The following is a 17,797-nucleotide window of genomic DNA, read 5'->3' as shown; positions in this document are numbered from 1 at the left end:
GTCGTTAGCCTCGATCTTGCATGAGGGATCGTCAGCTTGCTGACGATCCCTTTGCTCGCTCAGAGTGAAGATTTCTGCTTGCGGGCGGCGCTGATGGTCCGGCTGTCGTGCCGGGTGGGCGCCGGGTTCTCGGGGCCCGCCCTTGCATGCGGCCTATCTCAAGAGGAAGATCCTGCCGGTCAAGGAGGCGCGATGCTGCCGTTCATGGGCTGGTCCCTGGCCACGATGGGGTGTCTGATCGTTCTCGGAAGTCTCGCCGGCCGCTGGTGGGAACGCACCATGGTTTCGAAGGGACAGAGCCCCGGCCAGGTCATGCGCTTCTTCTGGCCCCCTCTCCTCATGGGCCTAGTGTTGATCGGCGGCCAGGTGCCCGGCCTGTTGCACGCGCCCGCCCTCCGGTCGGGCGTCGCTTCTTCCGGTGGCGCGGCACAATGTGACAGCCACGACGGCGGGTGCCCACCAGGCTCCTCTTAAGGATCTGCCCGACCGACTGCAATACAGCAGCGAAGTACAGCAACCACAGCAACCGGCCCCGTCCGGCAGCGTCCTCGTACGGCCGTCGCCCGACCGGTATGACCGTCACCGACCGATCCACATAGAGCTACGGAACAGAAGATCGACGCACCGGCCCGTCCTGAAGCGTGACGGGACTAGGATCGCAGCGGGCGAAGCCGTAGCGCAGGGGTAGTCGCGCGCGGTCTCCAAAATCGCGAGGACGCCGGTTCGAATCCGGTCGGCTGAGCCTGCCCCGCTACGCGTTTAGAACGATGAGCGGCCGTGCTAGACGTGTGCCAGAACAGCTGGTGACCGGCGGTCTGTCCCGGTTGTCTCGGAGTGACCGGGACAGCCTTTCCGCAGCTCAAGCATCCTGTCTCAACCTGAAATGGGAAGCCCCTGGCTTCAAGCAGGACGGGTACGACTACCGCGCGGTGAGCATCGTGCCTCGGGCTGCCTGACATCCACAGCTGACATCAACGACGGCGTACGTCCACGGTCCCCAGCCGTCCGCAACACCACCGCACTCTTCACCGCAACATGCAGTAGCTCCCGGTTGATCGAACTCCTAAAGCGGGTGTCGCAGGTTCGAATCCTGCCAGGGGCACAGAGAGAAGGGCCAGCTCAGGAGGATTCACCTCCCGGGCTGGCCCTTCACCGATTCAGGCGCCGTGCCACACGCGTGCCACTACGTCCGTGCGGAGCCCTTGTCGCCGTTGTCCGAGGGGTCTCCCCCGCCGTCGCGGATCGGCCTCGCCCAGACGAGATCCGTCAGCGCAGCGGCAAACCGGGGCGGCGCTTTGTGGCGCGCGGAGATCTGGCGGACGAGCAATGGGCGGTGCCGGAGTCACTGTCGCCAAGGAACAAAAAGTCCGGTCGACCGCCGATATGGACCAGGAGGCAGCTGATCAACGGCATACGCTTCCGGGCGGCACCATCAAACCCGACGACGGGGAGACGCCGCACCAGGGCACTCGCCGCGAGACGGTCGAAGAGATCGGTCTCGACCGGGAGCCCGGGCGGCTGCTCGCGGTGGACCAGGTGTACGGCGTTGGGCAGTCGCCACTGGTGGCGCACCTGTACGACGGCGGCGTCAGCGACTTCGCGGCGATCCACCTGTTGAAGAACGGCCACAGGGCAGGCCGACTTGCCGGGCAAGCACGCTCTCTTCGCGGAGTCAGTGTCAGACAGCCGCCCTTCGGTGGATCCGGAAATCGCTCACACGAGTGAGACCTCCACGTCTGGGCGATCACGGCTCAGCTTGGCCGTCAATCATGACCGGATGAGCATTTCTGCGTAAATCATGACGTTGCAGGATGCAAGCGGCATATCGGTGTGGTTGATCTCTATTTACGTATATCTGACCTTACGCTACCGCTGTCGATCAGCGACGTCGAAAGGAATACTGTGCCTCTCGAGCCCAATCATGGCCGTCGGTCGGCCGTGAAATCCGTGCTCCCACGCTTGAAGTGCCGTGCTGGCAGACGCCTGGGACGGCTACGGGCCGCCGTCGTGGCCGGTGCCCTGCTCGCCGGACTGAGTCCGGTGGCGGTCGGTGCGCCACAGGCAGCCGCCGCGACAGGGCACAAAGGCGATCCGACGCAGTATTGGAACAACGTCCTGCTCCAGACGTTCCGCAATGCGCGGGGCTGGGACGCCTCGCCCGGCAAACTGTCCAGGTCCGGGGCGATGGTCTTCGCGGCGATCTACAACGCGGAGAGCGCCTATCAGTACACGTACGGAACCCTGAAGTACGAGCCATACCTCAACCGGCCGCTGAAGTACGCCGACAAACACTCGCGGCCGCGTCCGGACGACGAGGAGCGACTGATCGACCGCACGGCGTACCGGATGATCTCGCAGCTGTACCCGGGCGATCAGGGGTACATCGACGCCAAGTACAGGGCCCGGACCGGCCGCTCCCCCCACTCCTACGACCCCCTCGACCGCCTGGTGGTCGACCGCGTGGTGAGGCAGATCAACAAAGCCCGGGCGGGCGACGGTTCGGACAACCCGGAGACCTACAGCGGCGACACCACCACACCTGGAGCCTGGCGGCCGACGGGTGAAGAGGCGACGGCTGACGAAGGGGCCTGCAAGCAGCCGAGCGACGCGGTGACCCCGAACTGGGGCAAGGTGAGGCCGTTCGTGCTCCGCTCTGGCTCGCAGTTCCGGCCTCCCACCCTGCGCGGCTTCACTTCCTACGCCGATCTGGTGGCCAGCCCGGAGTACGCAGCCCAGCGCGACGAGGTACGACGGGTCGGCGCCGTCGACTCCACCGAGCGCACCTACGATCAGACCGTCATCGGCTGGTTCTGGGACCATGACCTGAACGGCACCTACCACCCCCCGGGACAACTGCTCCAGCTGACCGGGATCGTCGCCAAGAAGTTCAAGCTCGACACGTACGAGACCACCCACTTGTTCGCGCTGTCGGCGCTGTCGTTGGCGGATGCCGGGATCACGGCCTGGGACAGCAAGTTCGACAGCCCGATCAACCTGTGGCGCCCGGTGTCCGCGATCCAGGCGACGGGCGGCGCGAACGCGACCTGGGAGCCTCTCAGCGCGGACCGCGCAGGGGCACCGTTCACCCCGTGCTTCCCCGCCTGGACCTCCGGGCACGCCAACTTCACGGCTGCGTGGGCAAGCGCGATGAAGCACTTCTTCGGTCGTGACGACGTCTCGTTCATCGCACACTCCGAGGACCCGCACACCATCGAGGCGTACCGCAAGATGGCCAACTTCAGCCAGGTCGCCGAGGAGGGCAAGCTGAGCCGACTCTGGCTGGGCGTGCACTACCGCTGGGACGCCGAGGACGGGAATGTGATCGGTACCAACGTTGGCGACTACGTGTTCGACAACGCGCTGCTGCCGACACGACCGGGCCGTCCGCATCAGCAGTCGGGCTACTAGGCCCGGCCGTCGCCCCCGCCTGCGACCGGATCGGCGTGCGCCCAGCCTCGCCACTGAGGAAGTCAACTGCGCCGCCCGCGACTTGTTGTCCGGCCCGAGCCGCTCGATCACCTCGATGGCCAAACAGCTCGGCGTCTCCGCAGGCACCCTCTAGTAGCCCGACCGCAGCAAGATCAAGCTCAGCGTCACTTTCCGCCTACTCACGCCCGGCAACGAAGGGCTGATCCGGGCTCGTGGGCGATGGGCGCCGCCGCGGCCACGCCGGCCGGACCGTGGGCAACTCCATAGTCGCGTCGGCACACCTCTCGGTTTGAGAACCGCGTGGGTCTACCCATCCTCTGGACGTTCGGAAAGCCGTCAGCGCCTTTGCCAAGTACCGCATGGTGAGGGCGCTGACGGCACGTTCGCAGACAACGGCCCCGGGTGTGTCTGAGCTGTTTGGCGGTGCGTCTCTCGTCCCTTCGTGTGGTGGGTCTGGCGAGTGGACAGCCGACGGGGATGGCTCCGGTCGACGACCAACAAACTGGCCGATGGGATCGCAGGAGGAGCCTGCGACCTCTGCGTGAGGGTAGGTCGCTGTGATCGACAGGCGAGACGTGCTGCGGGCGGGCGTGTTGGGAACCGCTGCTGGGGCGCTGGGGCTTCAAGTACCGGAAAGTGCGGCTGCGGCGGCTGAGGCAGCAGGGCCAGTTGGCGATCGGGACTGGAAGCGGTTGGCCGAGGCCCTGTCCCCTGGGGCCACCCTCTACCGGCCGCATGGCTCGGTGTACCAGTCGCTGGCCTTGCCGTTCAACCACAGGTACGCCGGAATTCGGCCTGCTGGCATCGTTGCCTGCGCGACCACCAGGGACGTGTCCGCAGCTGTCCGCTGGGCTCGTGAGGCAGGGCTGCCCGCCGTACCGCGCACCGGGCTGGGACACAACTACGCCGGGTATTCGACCACCACGGGCCTGCTGTTGAATATGGCCCGTATGAAGAGCATCGTCTCCACCCCGATGCCGGGCGGTGCCCGCTCTCGGGTCTACGGGCCGATGAAGGTCGTGCACGACGCCGGTACCCTCACCGTAGGGGCCGGGGTCACCAACGGGGACCTGCATCCGCTGTTGGAGGACCACGGCATGTTCGTGCCGACCGGTCGTTGCCCCAGCGTCGGGGTCGCGGGGCTGGTTCTGGGCGGAGGTATCGGCTTCAGCGACAAGATGTTCGGCCTGACCTGCGACCGGCTCGTTTCCACGACCGTTGTGCTCGCCGACGGACGGGCGGTCAAGGCCGGCAAGGACTCGCACCCCGACCTGTTCTGGGCCTGCCGCGGCGGAGCCGGCAACAACTTCGGTGTCAACACCTCGTTCACCTTCCAGTACGAGCAGTTCGAGGGCACCGTGGGGTTCTACCAGCTCCGCTGGAACCTGGACTCCGTACTGCCGGTGGTCGCGGCCGCGCAGCACATTGCCCAGGACACCGCGGGCGACAGGCGGTTCCATCTGCGTCTGGGTATCGGTACCAGCGGGATGACCAGGACACAGATCCATGCGAATGCCAACGTCAACGCCATCGGCCAGTTCTACGGCACTGTCCAGGAACTGCGTGCCATTCTCGACCCGCTGCTCAAGATCGGCACGGCCGAGGAACGCGCCCGCAACAGCGCGTCCGTTCGTCAGGTCACGCCCGGTGAGGCGAGCGTACTGCTGAGCGCGACCACACCGATCGATCGCTTTGCCACCAAATCGGCGATCCTGGACTCCAGCACTCTCTTGACCGATCAGCAGGTCAGCGCGGCAGCCGAGCGCCTGCTGGACTGGCCTGGCAGCAACAACGAGGACGGAGCCGGGTTCGCGATGTTCGCCCTCGGCGGTGAGATCAACCAGGTACCACCGAACGCGACCGCGTTCGTACACCGAAACGACCTCTTCGTCTTCGCTGCCGAGACCTCGTGGGCCGACTACGACCTCTCCAGCGTCGCCGATGCCAACCTCCACTGGCTCAAGCAGTTCTACGCCGACATCTTCCCCGACAAGTCGCCCGAACACGCCTACCAGAACTTCCCGGACCCGACACTGAAGAACTGGCGGCAGGCCTACTACGGCACGAACTACCCCCGTCTGGTCAACGTGAAGCGGAAATACGACCCGACCGGATTCTTCAACTACCCGCAAGCGATCGACGCAAGTTGAGCCCAAACGGCGAGGCTTCCTATCAGGTGAGGTTGTCGACTTACACCGTGTCCTATGTGGTGAGGCGGACTGGAGCGCGCCGGCACGTGGCATGTGTCAGCCTGGCGTCGCCGGAAGTCCCCCTGCCCTCGGGGCGTGGAGCATGCCTGATCAGACTGAGCTGCTCAAGCGTCTCTGACACTTGAGGCGGCCGCCCGGGTCGACGTGCATGATCCGGATCTGCCGCAAGGTGAGCGTCAGGTTCGGCCGCATCCTGGGATGGCTCACGGGCGGCAGCTCGCGCCACATCTCACCCGGGTATGGGGTCCGCCATCAGATCACAACGAGGCGCGTGGCGCCGGGCTCGCATACCAGATCCCACCAGCGGCTCTTGCCCTCGACGGCGCCGTCGCCGGCCTCCACGGATCAACGGGCGGTCTCGTCGTCCTCGCGTAGAGCAGCACGTCGCGCCGGGGTGAGCCGCCCCCATACCCGCCCGCCTCGCACCGCCCCTCTGGATCAGCGTCAAGTCGTCAACTCAGCGGGTGAACCGCTGGTTGCGTGCGCCCGTCAGGGCGCGGTCGGGTCAGCGGATCAGAAGGTGCGGTGCGGCGGATGGCCTGGCGTCCTGGGCCGTCTCTGGGCCGTGCGAGGTTGCACAACAGTGGCCAACGACGACCAATGACACCGTTCCTGTCGGACGCGCAGCTCAGGACCGCTCTCGACAGAGCGGGCACGAACGAGGAGGTGGCCCGGGCCGCGATGGAGGCGAACGCCGAGGCCAGACTGGACGGCCTGCGCGCCGCGCTCGCGATCCTTGCGCTCGCCGCAGTCCTGGCGATGTTCTTCACCTCGAGGATCCCGACGGCGCAGCCCCGCTCGACGTAGCCACAGCCGGGACGCCTTGGTGAGGCGACCGGGACGGGCGCCGGACGAAGTACACCCCGGCAGGCCCCTGGGTCTGTCCCCCTCGTCGCCGGCGAAGAACAGCCCTCAGTCGAGGACCATCCAGCGCCGGCCGTCGATGAGTTCCCGAGCCGCGTCGAGATGGCCTGCGTGGCATGCGGTCTCGGTGATGACGTGCAGCAGGACGTCCCGGAGGGTGTGCAGGTGCGGTTCGCCGAAGAGGTGGCGCGGCCACCAGGCCAGGGCGGTGTCGGCATCAGTGCTGGTGATGACGGCGTCGGCGAGCCTCGTCTCGTGGCGGTACCGGTCGAGAACGTCGGCGGCCGGCAGCCCGGGGTCCACCCACCAGGCGTCCTCGGTGTCGCCCAGTGCGTCGATGACGTTCCTGTCACCGGCGACGACGGCCCGGAACCAGAACAGCTCGACGTCCAGCGCGAGGTGTTGGACCAGTCCCAGGCAGTTCCATCCCGACGGCAGCACCGGCCGCCGCAGCGCGTCCGTGTCCAGCCCGTCGAGGATGCCGAGGATGTGACGGCGCTGCCCGTTCAGAGCGGAGAGGAGTGCTGCGGTCTCGCCGTCCGGTGACGTCGCTCCGGTCACTTCGCGATCTCCCAGATGTGTCCGCCGGGGTCACGGAAGCTGGCGGTCCGGATGCCCCAGGGCCGGTCCATCGGTCCGTTCAGCAGCGTCACACCGCGCGCCGTCAGTTCCGCGCACATCGCGTCGACGTCATCCACGGTGAGGGTCAGCTGGAGGCGCGATCCGGCCTCGGGGGCCGCGACGGGGGCGGGCTCGATCAGCTCGTGGGCAGCGGTGGTGCTCAGCAGGTTGATGAGGGTGTCGCCGAAGCCGAAAACGGCCGAGGCGTCGTCCTCGAAGGCCACCGGCAGCCCGAAGACCTCCCGGTAGAAGCGTTTCGTGGCGTCCAGATCCTCGACGAAAAGGGTGATGGCGGTGATGCCGCCGGGCCACGCGGGGCCGTTCGTGTTGTCGGTCACGGTCACCGAGCATGTCCGAACCACGGGCACCGTGTACAGGGGAAGTTCCGGACGCCGCCCCTCCGGGTGAGTCACCCGGAGGCCACGTCAGACTCCCTTCCCGGTACGGGAGTTGCCTGGGCGGCCCCCACGACTCGTGGTGGCGCGCCGAGTTGCCCGCGGAGGTGGCGGAGACGGCGGAGGTGACGGCCCGTACGCGTCGACGTACTCTGTGGCGCACGTTGGGAGATCGGGAGAACGGTCATGGGCGAGCCGCTGAAGACCTTTGTGGACGGTACCGAAGTCGACGTGCCCAACACCATTCCGGACATCCGGGCCACCCTGCCCGAGGAGAGACGCGAGGAGTTCGACCTCGCCATCAGCAGGGCCGGGGTGCACGAGATCCAGGCCGTGATGCGGCACTGGATGCTGGAGGCGGTGCCCGACCCCGAGGCCGAACGGATCCTGGTCCGACTGGCGCAGGACGAGGCCGAGAGGCGGAGCGTCGCTTGAGCTTCCGCATCTCCTTCGCCCCGCCCGCCGACGACACCCTGGCCAAGATGCGGGAGGGGGACACCTTCCGGGACGAGATGGCGCGCACGCTGGGGGACGACCCGTACGGGCACGGGTCGTCCGCCGTCAAGAGCGAGCGTGACCGGCGCGAGGCGACGGTCGCCGGCGCCATCGTCCTCTATTACGTCTCCGGGTCCGTCCTCACCGTCACCGTGGTGAGGCTCGTTCCACTGCCCTGAGTTCCGCCGCCCCGAATCGCGTCACGCCGCCCCGGGTCCCGCCGCTCAGGCGAGCTTCGCGAGCTGGGCGTCGACCACGGCGGTCGGCAGCTCGAAGTCCTTGCCCATGCCGGATGCGGCCAGGTTGAGCGAGGCGAACGAGGCGACCGTTCCGCCCTGGCGTGCGACGACCAGCTTCAACGGGGACTTCTCGCCGTCCTGTTCCACCGTCACCGTCCAGGCAGCGGACTCCTCGCCGCCCGAGATCTTCTCCTCCTCGATGCCGACGACCTTCTGCTTGACCCCCGCAGCGGTGAAGCCGAATCCACCGGAGCACGCGGTGGCCGCGGTGCGCAGGCTCTCGACGGTCTCCTGGGCTCCCTTGCCCGGGTACGAGGAGAGCGAGGCCATCGTCGTCGTGATGTCGAAGGCGGCCATGAACGCCTCGCCGGCGTCCTCGCTCTCCTGCTTCTCCTTCTGGCCCTTCTTGGGCTCGCTGACCACCTTGCGCTGGTTGGCCGCCGCGGGCTTGCCGATCCGGGCGCCCATCAGCGCGTCGACGAAGGGGTCGCACTCCGCCTTGTCGGCGGTCACGTCGGACGCGGCGACGGTATCGGCCTTGCCCGCTGCGGTGATCTTGTGCCCCTTGACGTCACCCTGGACCAGCGCGGCCTTGTCCAGCTCGGCGGCGGTCAGCGCCTCGGTGGCCGGCTGGGACGCGGCGCGCTGCGTGCCCTTGCCGGCGGCGTCCTTGCCGCCGGAGTCCGAGTCCGCACCGCACGCGGTGGCGAACAGGGTCAGGGACACTGCGCACGTGGTGGCAACGGCGGTACGGCGGATGGCGAGGGAACGCATGGCCCAACTCTCTTGCTCAGGACGACGGACAGCACAGAACCCGCCGACGCGGCAGTGCTCTGCCGGACGGCGCGGGTACGAATCGTGGGGGATGTCCATACCCTATGAGTCCGCTGTGGTTTGACGTTCAATCATTTAGGGCACGGCACTTGATCGTGACTGCGTCGTGATCAACCTGTGAAGACGCCGGCCGAAGCGGGCAGTCCGGTCCACAACCCACGCAAAGGGGCGCACCTGTGCACATCGAAGGAGCCGTCCGGGCCGTTCTCGATGCCGTCGGCGTCGGAGCGGACGGCATCAGCGCCTGCGTCCCGCTCACCGGCGGCACGTACAACGACGTCACCCGCGTCACCCTCGACGACGGGCGGGACTGGGTGGTGAAGATACCGCCGCCGTCCACCGCCGAGGGGATGAGCCACGAGCGCGGCCTTCTGGTCAACGAGGTCACGTACTACACGGCGGCCGGAATTCCCGCGGTCCCCGCGGTCGTGCACAGTGAACTCGATCCGCTCGCGGAACCTCGCCGGATACGAGGAAGGGTCGGGGCGCCCGATGGTGTTCGACGCGTCCGTGCGGCTGCGGCTCGCTCTCTACCGCTGCTACCTCTACCTGATCATGCTGGTGGAGACGGTCCCGCGCCGCGTTCCCCAGGAGCAGCTGGATTGGGTGTGGACGGAGGTCGGCCCGCACCTCGTGTCGGCCCTGGATGGCGTGGAGGCGGCGCTGCGGTCACGCGGGTGAGGTGACCGCGACGCCCGCGCTCCCACGCGGGTGCGTGTCAGCGCACCAGTGCCCGCTGCGCGGCGTGGAGGTTCGGCGGCCATACCGCCTCCGGTGTGCCGTACGCCTCCAGGCGGGTGTGCAGATCCCCGGTGAAGTCGGGGACGTCGATCTGGCCGAACTCCGTCACCTCGCTGACGCCGACCGTCGCGCTGTACGGGGCGAGGCCGTCGATCCGCATCAGGCCGGCCCGCCCGTTGGTGACCCGGATGTTCCAGTGCGTGAACCGGGCGCCGAAGAGCGGTCCCGCACTCGCGTCGCCGCCGTGCTGGCCGTTGTTCTCGACGGTGATGTCGGTACGGACGTTGGCGAACGGCATCCCGCGGTGCGAGTCGAACGTCCCCATCTCCATCAGCCCGCGCGACCAGACGTTGCCGCTGGACAGCCCCTCGACGTTGATGCCGTGCAGCTGGGTCCCGGCCGGCGCCGGGACGGTCCGCCGGGCGATGGTGAAGTCCTCGATCAGGTTGTCGTGCGAGCCCTCGCGGCAGTAGTACGGGTGGTGCGAGCCGCGCCCCTCGACCCGGGTGCCGCGCAGGGTGCAGGCCGATGCCCCGATCAGCCCGAAGCCGTTGTCGACGTGGCGGACGGTGACGTCGTCCGCCCAGCAGTCGTACGCGCACTGGAACGCGACCCCGTTGTACCCCTTGTCGAGCAGGTGCGGCGACTGCGGGGTCTCGACCGCTTCGAGGGTGAGCCCTTCGACGCCGGATCCGGTCAGCGGGGTGGCGAGTGTCGTCAGGCGCGGGTCCCACTCCGGGCGGACGTCGAGCGGGAGGGGGCGCTCCAGGGTGACCCGGTGGCCGTGCACAGCGGTGATCCGGACCGGCCACTCGTAGGGGACGTACGAGGTCAACTTGGTCTTGTCGTCCCAGTAGTACGCCTCCGCGCCGGGGCCGCCGCCCGCCATGTGCTCCAGCAGGGTGTGGTCGGTGTCGTCCGCGAGGCGGAGCAGGACGAGGTGACCGCGCTCCAGTCGCTCCGTGTCCCGCACGGTGATCGTCCGGTCGCCGCGACGGGCGGGGGCGACGGTGGTCAGCGTCTGCCACTCGTCCCGCCTGTTCCCGGTCCAGCCCTCGAAGGGCCACGCCTTGGCCCTGATCGCGTCGGTGAGTGAGGCCCAACGGTCCGCCGGGCAGAGCCAGATGAGGCCGCCGGCCCAGGACCAGCTGGACTTGTCGCCGCCGTAGCGGCTGCCGTACACGCCGATGAGTTCGGTGAGGTTCTTGGTCGCGTACAGCTTCGTGCGTCCGCTGCCCGCGCCGCGTACCACCACATTGCTGTGGCCGATCCGGATGATGTCGTCGATCCGGTACGTGCCTTCGGGGATGAGCACCGTGCCACCGCCACGCTCTCCGGCAGCGGCGATGGCACGGTTGATCGCGGGGGCGGCGTCGGCGGAGCCGTCCGGTACGGCGCCGTAGTGCCGCACATCGGCGACGACGTGGTGGCGGCGGGGGAGCTCGGAGCCACCCCGGTAGCCGGCCCGGCCGATGAACGGGATCTGGGCATGGGTGAAGGGGGTGGCGGTGAACTCCCGCCAGATCGGGGTGGTCCGCGGCCTGCCGCCCGGACGCTCTGCCGCCCCGGCCGTGGCCGCGCCGAAGGTGCCGGTCGCCGCCGCCGCGGCCACGGCCACCGCGCTGCCGAGCAGTCCCCGTCTGCTGATGTTCCCCACAGTAGCCATCGAGCCGACCCGCCTTCCATGTATATGAACGACGTTCATATCTGCGTCGGCGGTGAGCATGCCACGGACCCCCGGCGCGGCGAAAGGGTCGTGCGTCGGGGAATCCTCGGGCAGGATCGGTCAGTTGACGGGGCGCTGGGTCAGGTGCGTGAACGCGTCCAGGTTCCGCGTGGACTCGCCGCGCGACACCCGCCAGGCGTACTCCTTGCGGATCGCGCTCGCGAAGCCCAGCTCCAGCAGCGTGTTGAAGGACCCGTCGGCCGCTTCGAGGACGGTGCCGAGCAGCCGGTCCAGTTCCTCGGGGGTGACCACGGAGAGCGGCAGCCGACCGACGAGATAGATGTCGCCGAGCCGGTCGATCGCGTAACTCACGCCGAAAAGACGGAGGTTGCGCTCCAGCAGCCAGCGGTGGACCGCCGCGTCGTTCTCGTCCGGATGGCGGACTACGAACGCGTTGATGGAGAGCGAGTGCTTGCCGACGATGAGGGAGCAGGTGGTCGACAGCTTCCGCGTGCCGGGCAGCTTCACCACGTAACTGCCGGGATCAGGGCTCTCCCATTCGAGCCCGGCGTCCTTCAGCGTCGCCTCGATGACCTGCTCTGCCTGCTTGACCTGCGGCGCATCAACGTCAGCCATGGTGCGAGCGTACGTCAGCCGTGGTGCGCGCGTCGGTCAGCCGGTGTGCGCGCGCACCCGGCGGCGGCGTTCCTGCACAGCGGCCGCGTACACATCGGCGGTCGCGGACGCGGCGGTGTCCCAGCCGAAGCCCTGCGCGTGCGCGGCGGCCGCCCCGCCCATCCGGGCGACGAGCTCCGGCGAGTCGGCGAACCGGGCCAGCTCCCGCGCGTAGGCCTCCGGGTCGTGCCCGGAGATCAGGAAGCCGCTCACCCCGTCCCGTACCGCCACCGGCAGACCGCCCACGGCCGCCGCGACGACCGGGGTGCCCGCCGCCTGCGCCTCGATGGCGACCAGCCCGAAGGACTCGCTGTACGAGGGCATGACCAGCACGGACGCCGCCCGGAACCAGTCGGCGAGCTGATCCTGTCCGACCGGCGGCTGGAACCGTACGACGTCGGCGATACCCAGCCGCGCCGCGAGCTTCTGCAGCCCTTCCGGTTTGGCGAGACCGCTGCCGCTGGGACCGCCGACGACCGGTACGACGATCCGGGAACGCAGCGAGGGGTCCCGGTCCAGCAGCGCGGCCACCGCGCGCAGCAGCACATCGGGGGCCTTCAGTGGCTGGATACGGCCCGCGAAGAGCGGGATGAGGGCGTCCTGCGGCAGTCCGAGACGGGCCCGGGCGGCGGCCCGCCCGTCGGCGGGGCGGAAGCGGTCCAGGTTGACGCCGGGGTGGACGACGGCGACGGCCGCCGGATCGGCCTCGTAGAAACGGACGAGCTCGTCCGCCTCCTCCGCGGTGTTCGCGATCAGCCGGTCGGCGGCGCTGACGATCTGCGTCTCGCCGATGACACGGGCGGCCGGCTCGGGGGTGTCGCCCTCGGCCAGCGCGGCGTTCTTCACCTTCGCCATGGTGTGCATGGCATGGACCAGGGGAACGCCCCAGCGCTGCGCGGCGAGCCAGCCGACATGGCCGGAGAGCCAGTAGTGGGAGTGGACCAGGTCGTAGTAGCCGGGCCGCTGGCCGGCCCAGGCCTGCATCACACCGTGGGTGAAGGCGCAGAGCTGGGCGGGCAGGTCCTCCTTGGCCAGACCCTCGTACGGCCCCGCGTCGACGTGCCGGACCAGGACGCCGGGCGCCAGCTCCACCGCCGGGGGCAGGGCGCCGGTGGTGGCCCGGGTGAAGATCTCGACCTCGATGTTGATCGCGGCGAGCCGCCTGGCCAGCTCCACGATGTACACGTTCATCCCGCCGGCGTCGCCCGTCCCCGGCTGATGGAGCGGGGAGGTGTGCACGGAGAGCATGGCGATACGGCGGGGCCTGCGGTGGCTGCCGTGGAAGGAGCCGGGGAACCTGAGGCGCGGTCCCATGCGACTGCTGCCGAGCCGAGAGACGTACTGGCTCACGTCGTCCGGTCCTCCTCGCTCGGGGCATGACACCGAAGGGCACGGGGCCCTCCGCAAGGCTGGAACAGCGGAACACGCCCTTTCATTTCCATTTTGCCAAATCATTGCGTTCGTCCGCGGCGCGTCACCGCACCCCGCCCGGCACGGCAGCCCGGTCGGACACGGCCCGCGGGATCGTTAGGCTCGCTGTCATGCGCCCCATCGGCACCGCGACCCGCGGGACCACCAACCCGAACCGGCTCCGCCGCATGGACCGCTGGATCGCCGCCACGCACGGCCCGGCCCTGTGCCGCTCCGACGCCCCCGTCGCGGTCGACCTCGGGTACGGCGCCGCCCCCTGGACCGCCGTGGAGCTGCTGCACCGGCTGCGTACCGCGGAGCCGCGCACGGCGGTCGTCGGCATCGAGATCGACCCGGAGCGGGTCGCGGCGGCGAAGCCGTACGAGCGCGAGGGACTGACCTTCGTCCACGGCGGCTTCGAGATCCCGCTGGCCGGGCGGCCCGCCCTCATCCGGGCGGCGAACGTGCTGCGCCAGTACGACGAGGGCGAGGTCGCCGCGGTCTGGCAGCGGCTGTGCTCCCGGCTCGCCCCCGGCGGACTGCTGGTGGAGGGCACCTGCGACGAGATCGGGCGCCGCCATGTGTGGGTGGCGCTCGGCCCGGAGGGCCCGCGCACGGTTACGTTCGCGACCCGTCTCGGCTCCCTCGACCGCCCCTCCGACCTCGCGGAACGCCTCCCCAAGGCGCTGATCCACCGCAACGTGCCGGGCGAACCCGTCCACGCGTTCCTGCGCGACTTCGACCGGGCGTGGGCCGCGGCGGCTCCGTACGCCTCGCTGGGCGCGCGGCAGCGCTGGATCACGGCGGTGCGCTCCCTGTCGGGCGACTGGCCGCTGGCGGACGGCGTGCGCCGGTGGCGGCAGGGCGAGGTCACGGTGGAGTGGGCGGCGCTCCGGCCCGAGCAGTAGTTCGCGTGCGGGCGGGGCGCGGTCGCTCGCCCCGGCGGGCGCGGTGGGTCGCGGATCCACGGGCGGCGGGACAGGAGTGGTTCGGGACGACCCGGGAACACGGGCGAGGCGCCGTTCGTCCCAGATGAGGGGGAAGGGGAGATCCCCGCACGACCGGCATGACCCGTGTGACCGTCAGGACGGCAGCTGTACACCTCTGTTGCTTTTCGGTACGGCATGGCACGATCTCGACGGCGCGAAAAGTTACTGACGGTAAATCAGATTCGTTCAGGGGGAGCTCGTGAACCGACGCCACTTTGCCGCTGCCGCGATCACTCTGGTCTGCGCGCTGACCGTACTGACCGCACCGGCCCAGGCATTCGCGGCGCCCCCACCGCCCTCCCCCACGACCACGGCCACGACTCAGAAGAAGAGCCTCGAAGAGGTACGCGAGGAGATCGACGCCCTGTACCTGAAGGCCGGGGCCGCCACCGACGCGTACAACCTCGCCGATGAGCAGGCCACGAAGCAGTCCGGTGAACTCGCCGAACTGGCACGGGCGATCGTCGAGGGACAGGCGAAGATCGCCGACCTCAAGAACAGGGCGGGCGCCCAGGCCCGCGAGCAGTACCGCACCGGCGGGCTGCCGCCGGGCGCGCAGCTGATGCTCAGCGACAACCCGCAGATGTTCATGGCCGGCATGAACCGGGTCTGGCAGAGCCAGCAGGCGGCCAAGGGAGTCCTCGGCGAACTGACCAGGGCCCAGGCGGACCTGGAGACGTACACCAAGGACGCGAGCGCCAACTGGAAGAAGCTCGAAGCCAACCGCGTCAAGCAGGCCAAGGCGAAGAAGAAGATCAACGCGCAGATCGACGCCGCGAAGAAGCTGGAATCACAGCTGGAGAAGAAGGAGCAGGAGCGGCTGCTCGAGCTGGAGCAGGAGGCCGCCTCCAAGGCACAGAGCGCCTGGCTCAGCTCCGGCGCCCTCAAGGAGATCAACCGCGCGGCGAGCGCGAGCGGGAAGAAGGCGGTGGCCTTCGCCACGCAGCAGATCGGGAAGCCGTACGTCTGGGGCGCCGAGGGCCCGGGATCGTACGACTGCTCGGGCCTGACCTCCCAGGCGTGGGCGGCGGCGGGACGGCCGATCCCGCGCACCTCGCAGGAGCAGTGGCGGCAGCTGCCGCACATCGCCATCCAGGACATGCGCCCCGGCGACCTGATCATCTACCACAGCGACGCCAGCCATGTCGGGATGTACATCGGCGACGGCGCGATCGTGCACGCCCCGCGTCCGGGCCGCGATGTCACGCTGGCGGGCGCGGGTTCGATGCAGATCCTCGGGGTGGTCCGCCCCGACCGGTAGGCGGGCGCGGCAGGCGTGCGGCGGGTACGTGACCCGGGCCGTGCACCCGCCCGTTCATGCCGTGAGCCACGCCACCCGCTCCCCCACCTCAGGGGTGATGTTCGTCATGGCCCGGCGCCCCGCCCGGACGGGCACATCTCGCCCGGATCCGTGGTGGGACGCGGCTTATGGCTCCGCGTGTGCCGCGGGTCGGATGCGGTTCGCCATTCCGTTCGCGTGTCAGGTACCGCTATGGTCCCGGTCTGGCGGGTCGTCGATCGTCGCTCCGCCGCGCCCTCGGGGGGAGGGAAGGAAACCGAACCCATGCCCGTACCCGTACCGCAGCAACGTGCCGTTCCCGCTGCGGAGACCACCCACGTCGCCCACCTCACCCTCCTGGTGATCGAGGACGACCCGGCGGGCACCTTCACCGTCCCGGAGCTCCCGGCCGCGGCCGGCACGCGGGTGCGCGTCCGCACCGCCCGCAATCTGACCGAGGCGGGCCGGCTCCTCACGGACGACGTCGACTGCATCCTGCTGGACCTGGCCCTGCCGGCCGGCAGCGAGACCCGCACCGGCGGTCAGGACGCGGAGCCCGACGGGCTCGCCACCCTCAAGCACGTCCTGCGCATCGCGCCGCGCCACGCCGTCCTCGCACTCACCGCGGAGGACGACGCCGAGCTGGCCGCCGAGGCGGTACGCGTGGGCGCCCAGGACTATCTCTTCCGCGGCGAGCTCGACGGACGGCTGCTCACCCGTGCCATCCGCTACGCCGTCGAACGCAAGCGCGCCGACATCGCACAGCACCAGCTCACCGAGTCGAAACTGCGCGCCCAGGAGAACGCCCGCCTGGAACGCGGCCTGCTCCCGACGCCGCTGCTGCAGGGCTCGAACCTCCGCTTCGCCGCCCGGTACCGCCCCGGCCGCAGCCGTGCGCTGCTCGGCGGGGACTTCTACGACACGGTCCGTACGCCCGACGGCACCGTCCACGCGATGATCGGCGACGTCTGCGGGCACGGCCCGGACGAGGCGGCGCTCGGTGTCGAACTGCGCATAGCGTGGCGGGCCCTGACGCTGGCCGGACTCTGCGGGGACGAGCTGCTCTCCACGCTCCAGCAGGTGCTGGAGCACGAGCGGGAGAGCGAGGAGATCTTCGCGACGCTCTGCACCGTCGACATCACGCCCGACGGCCGGCGCGCCGGACTCTGCCTGGCAGGCCACCCCGCCCCGCTGATCGCCCGCCACGGACGGCCGGCGAGGCTGCTCCCGTACGAGGAGGGCGGTCCGGCCCTGGGCCTGCTGCCGAGGGCTCGCTGGCCGCGCCTGCAGGTCGAACTGGGCGCCGCCTGGAGCCTGATGATGTACACGGACGGGCTCATCGAGGGGCGCGTCGGGCCGACCGGAACGCAGCGGCTCGGCCAGGACGGCATGGTCGAGATGATCAACCGTCAGCTGGCGCAGGGGCTCAGCGGCGAGGCGCTGCTCGATGCCGCGGTCACCGAGGTGCGGGAGCTGAACGGCGGCGAGCTGACGGACGACGTGGCAGTGCTGCTGCTCGACCGCGACCGGAGCGCCGGCCGGACCCGGAGCGCTTCGCTCCCCCGCCCGCGCACCGCCGCGGCGGCGGCACCCGCGAGCGCTCAGCGCCCGCCGTTGTAGGGCCCGTACGGCCCGTCACTGCTGGAGCCGCCGCGCCGGCCGCCGCCACCGGAGACCGCCTTGAGCGCGGGCCGTACGTCCACCATGAAGACGATCGACGCGACCGCGCCGGCGAGCTGCAGGAACAGCATCGGCACGAAGAGGTTCACCGCGACGGTGATGCCGAGAATGATCAGCCAGAAGGACTTCTTCTGCTTGTCCGCGGCGCGGTACGCGTCCTCGCGGGCCGTCGCGGCCAGGAACAGTGCGACCACGGCCAGGACAAGCATGATCATGTAGAGCAGCCAGATGAGCGTGCTGAATCCTGTGAGCAACATGGTGTGCACCGCC

General features: G+C 69.5%; 16 protein-coding genes and 3 pseudogenes. 12 read left to right on the top strand and 7 right to left on the bottom strand.

The window, feature by feature from the left end:
• Positions 1-872 precede the first annotated feature (872 nt).
• From ACFVXE_RS14655 to ACFVXE_RS14635, 5 genes and pseudogenes are all read left to right on the top strand, one after another.
• Positions 873-956, top strand: a pseudogene (locus ACFVXE_RS14655) (cold shock domain-containing protein); the annotation flags it as partial.
• A 427-nt stretch (positions 957-1,383) separates the two neighbouring features.
• Positions 1,384-1,725 carry an NUDIX domain-containing protein gene (locus tag ACFVXE_RS14650; RefSeq protein WP_389671503.1) on the top strand — a complete coding sequence of 114 codons (342 nt, stop codon included), beginning with the start codon at positions 1,384-1,386 and terminating at the stop codon, positions 1,723-1,725.
• A 234-nt stretch (positions 1,726-1,959) separates the two neighbouring features.
• Positions 1,960-3,408 carry a vanadium-dependent haloperoxidase gene (locus ACFVXE_RS14645; RefSeq protein ID WP_389671488.1) on the top strand — a complete coding sequence of 483 codons (1,449 nt, stop codon included), beginning with the start codon at positions 1,960-1,962 and terminating at the stop codon, positions 3,406-3,408.
• Between the two features lie 578 nt (positions 3,409-3,986).
• The gene (locus ACFVXE_RS14640) at positions 3,987-5,579 is read left to right on the top strand and encodes an FAD-binding oxidoreductase (RefSeq protein ID WP_168528768.1); all 1,593 of its coding nucleotides are present in this window, start codon (positions 3,987-3,989) and stop codon (positions 5,577-5,579) included.
• A gap of 666 nt (positions 5,580-6,245) precedes the next feature.
• Positions 6,246-6,446, top strand: a pseudogene (locus ACFVXE_RS14635) (MFS transporter); the annotation flags it as partial.
• Between the two features lie 105 nt (positions 6,447-6,551).
• On the opposite strand, the gene ACFVXE_RS14630 reads toward ACFVXE_RS14635, so the two are convergent.
• Positions 6,552-7,064, bottom strand: a complete 513-nt coding sequence (locus ACFVXE_RS14630) for a DinB family protein (RefSeq protein WP_389671487.1) — start codon at positions 7,062-7,064, stop codon at positions 6,552-6,554.
• Positions 7,061-7,462 carry a VOC family protein gene (locus ACFVXE_RS14625; RefSeq protein WP_389671486.1) on the bottom strand — a complete coding sequence of 134 codons (402 nt, stop codon included), beginning with the start codon at positions 7,460-7,462 and terminating at the stop codon, positions 7,061-7,063. Before ACFVXE_RS14625 ends, ACFVXE_RS14630 begins: the two co-directional genes overlap by 4 nt.
• A gap of 243 nt (positions 7,463-7,705) precedes the next feature.
• On the opposite strand from ACFVXE_RS14625, the gene ACFVXE_RS14620 reads away from it, so the two are divergent.
• A complete protein-coding gene (locus ACFVXE_RS14620) occupies positions 7,706-7,954 on the top strand; it encodes a hypothetical protein (RefSeq protein ID WP_389671485.1) in 249 nt (82 codons plus the stop codon).
• A complete protein-coding gene (locus tag ACFVXE_RS14615) occupies positions 7,951-8,193 on the top strand; it encodes a hypothetical protein (RefSeq protein ID WP_389671484.1) in 243 nt (80 codons plus the stop codon). The genes ACFVXE_RS14620 and ACFVXE_RS14615 overlap by 4 nt, the downstream gene beginning before the upstream one ends.
• Positions 8,194-8,238: 45 nt before the next feature.
• On the opposite strand, the gene ACFVXE_RS14610 is transcribed toward ACFVXE_RS14615, so the two are convergent.
• The gene (locus ACFVXE_RS14610) at positions 8,239-9,027 is read right to left on the bottom strand and encodes a hypothetical protein (RefSeq protein WP_389671483.1); all 789 of its coding nucleotides are present in this window, start codon (positions 9,025-9,027) and stop codon (positions 8,239-8,241) included.
• A 236-nt stretch (positions 9,028-9,263) separates the two neighbouring features.
• On the opposite strand from ACFVXE_RS14610, the pseudogene ACFVXE_RS14605 reads away from it, so the two are divergent.
• Positions 9,264-9,488 (top strand): annotated as a pseudogene (locus ACFVXE_RS14605) (aminoglycoside phosphotransferase family protein); the annotation flags it as partial.
• Positions 9,489-9,522: 34 nt separating this feature from the next.
• Complete coding sequence (locus ACFVXE_RS14600) at positions 9,523-9,768, top strand: hypothetical protein (protein WP_389671505.1); 246 nt, start codon at positions 9,523-9,525, stop codon at positions 9,766-9,768.
• Positions 9,769-9,805: 37 nt separating this feature from the next.
• Here ACFVXE_RS14600 and ACFVXE_RS14595 read toward each other — a convergent pair whose 3' ends face one another.
• The 3 genes from ACFVXE_RS14595 to mshA form a co-directional block, all read right to left on the bottom strand.
• Positions 9,806-11,494 carry a glycosyl hydrolase family 28-related protein gene (locus ACFVXE_RS14595; RefSeq protein WP_389671482.1) on the bottom strand — a complete coding sequence of 563 codons (1,689 nt, stop codon included), beginning with the start codon at positions 11,492-11,494 and terminating at the stop codon, positions 9,806-9,808.
• A gap of 120 nt (positions 11,495-11,614) precedes the next feature.
• Positions 11,615-12,130 (bottom strand): YbjN domain-containing protein, encoded by a 516-nt coding sequence (locus ACFVXE_RS14590; RefSeq protein ID WP_389671481.1) that lies wholly within the window; start codon positions 12,128-12,130, stop codon positions 11,615-11,617.
• A 36-nt stretch (positions 12,131-12,166) separates the two neighbouring features.
• Positions 12,167-13,519, bottom strand: a complete 1,353-nt coding sequence (gene mshA, locus ACFVXE_RS14585) for a D-inositol-3-phosphate glycosyltransferase (protein ID WP_389671480.1) — start codon at positions 13,517-13,519, stop codon at positions 12,167-12,169.
• A gap of 191 nt (positions 13,520-13,710) precedes the next feature.
• Here mshA and ACFVXE_RS14580 point away from each other — a divergent pair, with 191 nt between their 5' ends.
• The 3 genes from ACFVXE_RS14580 to ACFVXE_RS14570 all read left to right on the top strand — a co-directional run bounded on the left by ACFVXE_RS14580 (position 13,711) and on the right by ACFVXE_RS14570 (position 17,467).
• A complete protein-coding gene (locus tag ACFVXE_RS14580; protein WP_389671479.1) occupies positions 13,711-14,487 on the top strand; it encodes a class I SAM-dependent methyltransferase in 777 nt (258 codons plus the stop codon).
• A gap of 280 nt (positions 14,488-14,767) precedes the next feature.
• Positions 14,768-15,829, top strand: coding sequence for a C40 family peptidase (locus ACFVXE_RS14575; protein ID WP_389671478.1), 1,062 nt, complete (start codon positions 14,768-14,770; stop codon positions 15,827-15,829).
• Between the two features lie 303 nt (positions 15,830-16,132).
• Positions 16,133-17,467 (top strand): PP2C family protein-serine/threonine phosphatase, encoded by a 1,335-nt coding sequence (locus tag ACFVXE_RS14570; RefSeq protein WP_389671477.1) that lies wholly within the window; start codon positions 16,133-16,135, stop codon positions 17,465-17,467.
• On the opposite strand, the gene ACFVXE_RS14565 is transcribed toward ACFVXE_RS14570, so the two are convergent.
• Positions 17,449-17,784 (bottom strand): DUF2516 family protein, encoded by a 336-nt coding sequence (locus tag ACFVXE_RS14565; protein ID WP_037696004.1) that lies wholly within the window; start codon positions 17,782-17,784, stop codon positions 17,449-17,451. The genes ACFVXE_RS14570 and ACFVXE_RS14565 overlap by 19 nt on opposite strands.
• Between the last annotated feature and the right edge of the window lie 13 nt (positions 17,785-17,797).

The organism is Streptomyces sp. NPDC058231 (assembly GCF_042882275.1).
Classification (GTDB): domain Bacteria; phylum Actinomycetota; class Actinomycetes; order Streptomycetales; family Streptomycetaceae; genus Streptomyces.
The sequence above is the reverse complement of the archived record's forward strand: the minus strand, read 5'-3'. Positions and strand labels throughout refer to the sequence as shown.

What these genes read in the sequence shown, in the direction of transcription:
- ACFVXE_RS14650 (WP_389671503.1), top strand. Translation starts at nt 1,384, where the DNA reads ATGGACCAGGAGGCAGCTGATCAACGGCATACGCTTCCGGGCGGCACC.
- ACFVXE_RS14620 (WP_389671485.1), top strand. Translation starts at nt 7,706, where the DNA reads ATGGGCGAGCCGCTGAAGACCTTTGTGGACGGTACCGAAGTCGACGTG.
- ACFVXE_RS14610 (WP_389671483.1), bottom strand. Translation starts at nt 9,027, where the DNA reads ATGCGTTCCCTCGCCATCCGCCGTACCGCCGTTGCCACCACGTGCGCA.
- ACFVXE_RS14595 (WP_389671482.1), bottom strand. Translation starts at nt 11,494, where the DNA reads ATGGCTACTGTGGGGAACATCAGCAGACGGGGACTGCTCGGCAGCGCG.
- ACFVXE_RS14590 (WP_389671481.1), bottom strand. Translation starts at nt 12,130, where the DNA reads ATGGCTGACGTTGATGCGCCGCAGGTCAAGCAGGCAGAGCAGGTCATC.
- ACFVXE_RS14580 (WP_389671479.1), top strand. Translation starts at nt 13,711, where the DNA reads ATGCGCCCCATCGGCACCGCGACCCGCGGGACCACCAACCCGAACCGG.
- ACFVXE_RS14570 (WP_389671477.1), top strand. Translation starts at nt 16,133, where the DNA reads ATGCCCGTACCCGTACCGCAGCAACGTGCCGTTCCCGCTGCGGAGACC.
- ACFVXE_RS14565 (WP_037696004.1), bottom strand. Translation starts at nt 17,784, where the DNA reads ATGTTGCTCACAGGATTCAGCACGCTCATCTGGCTGCTCTACATGATC.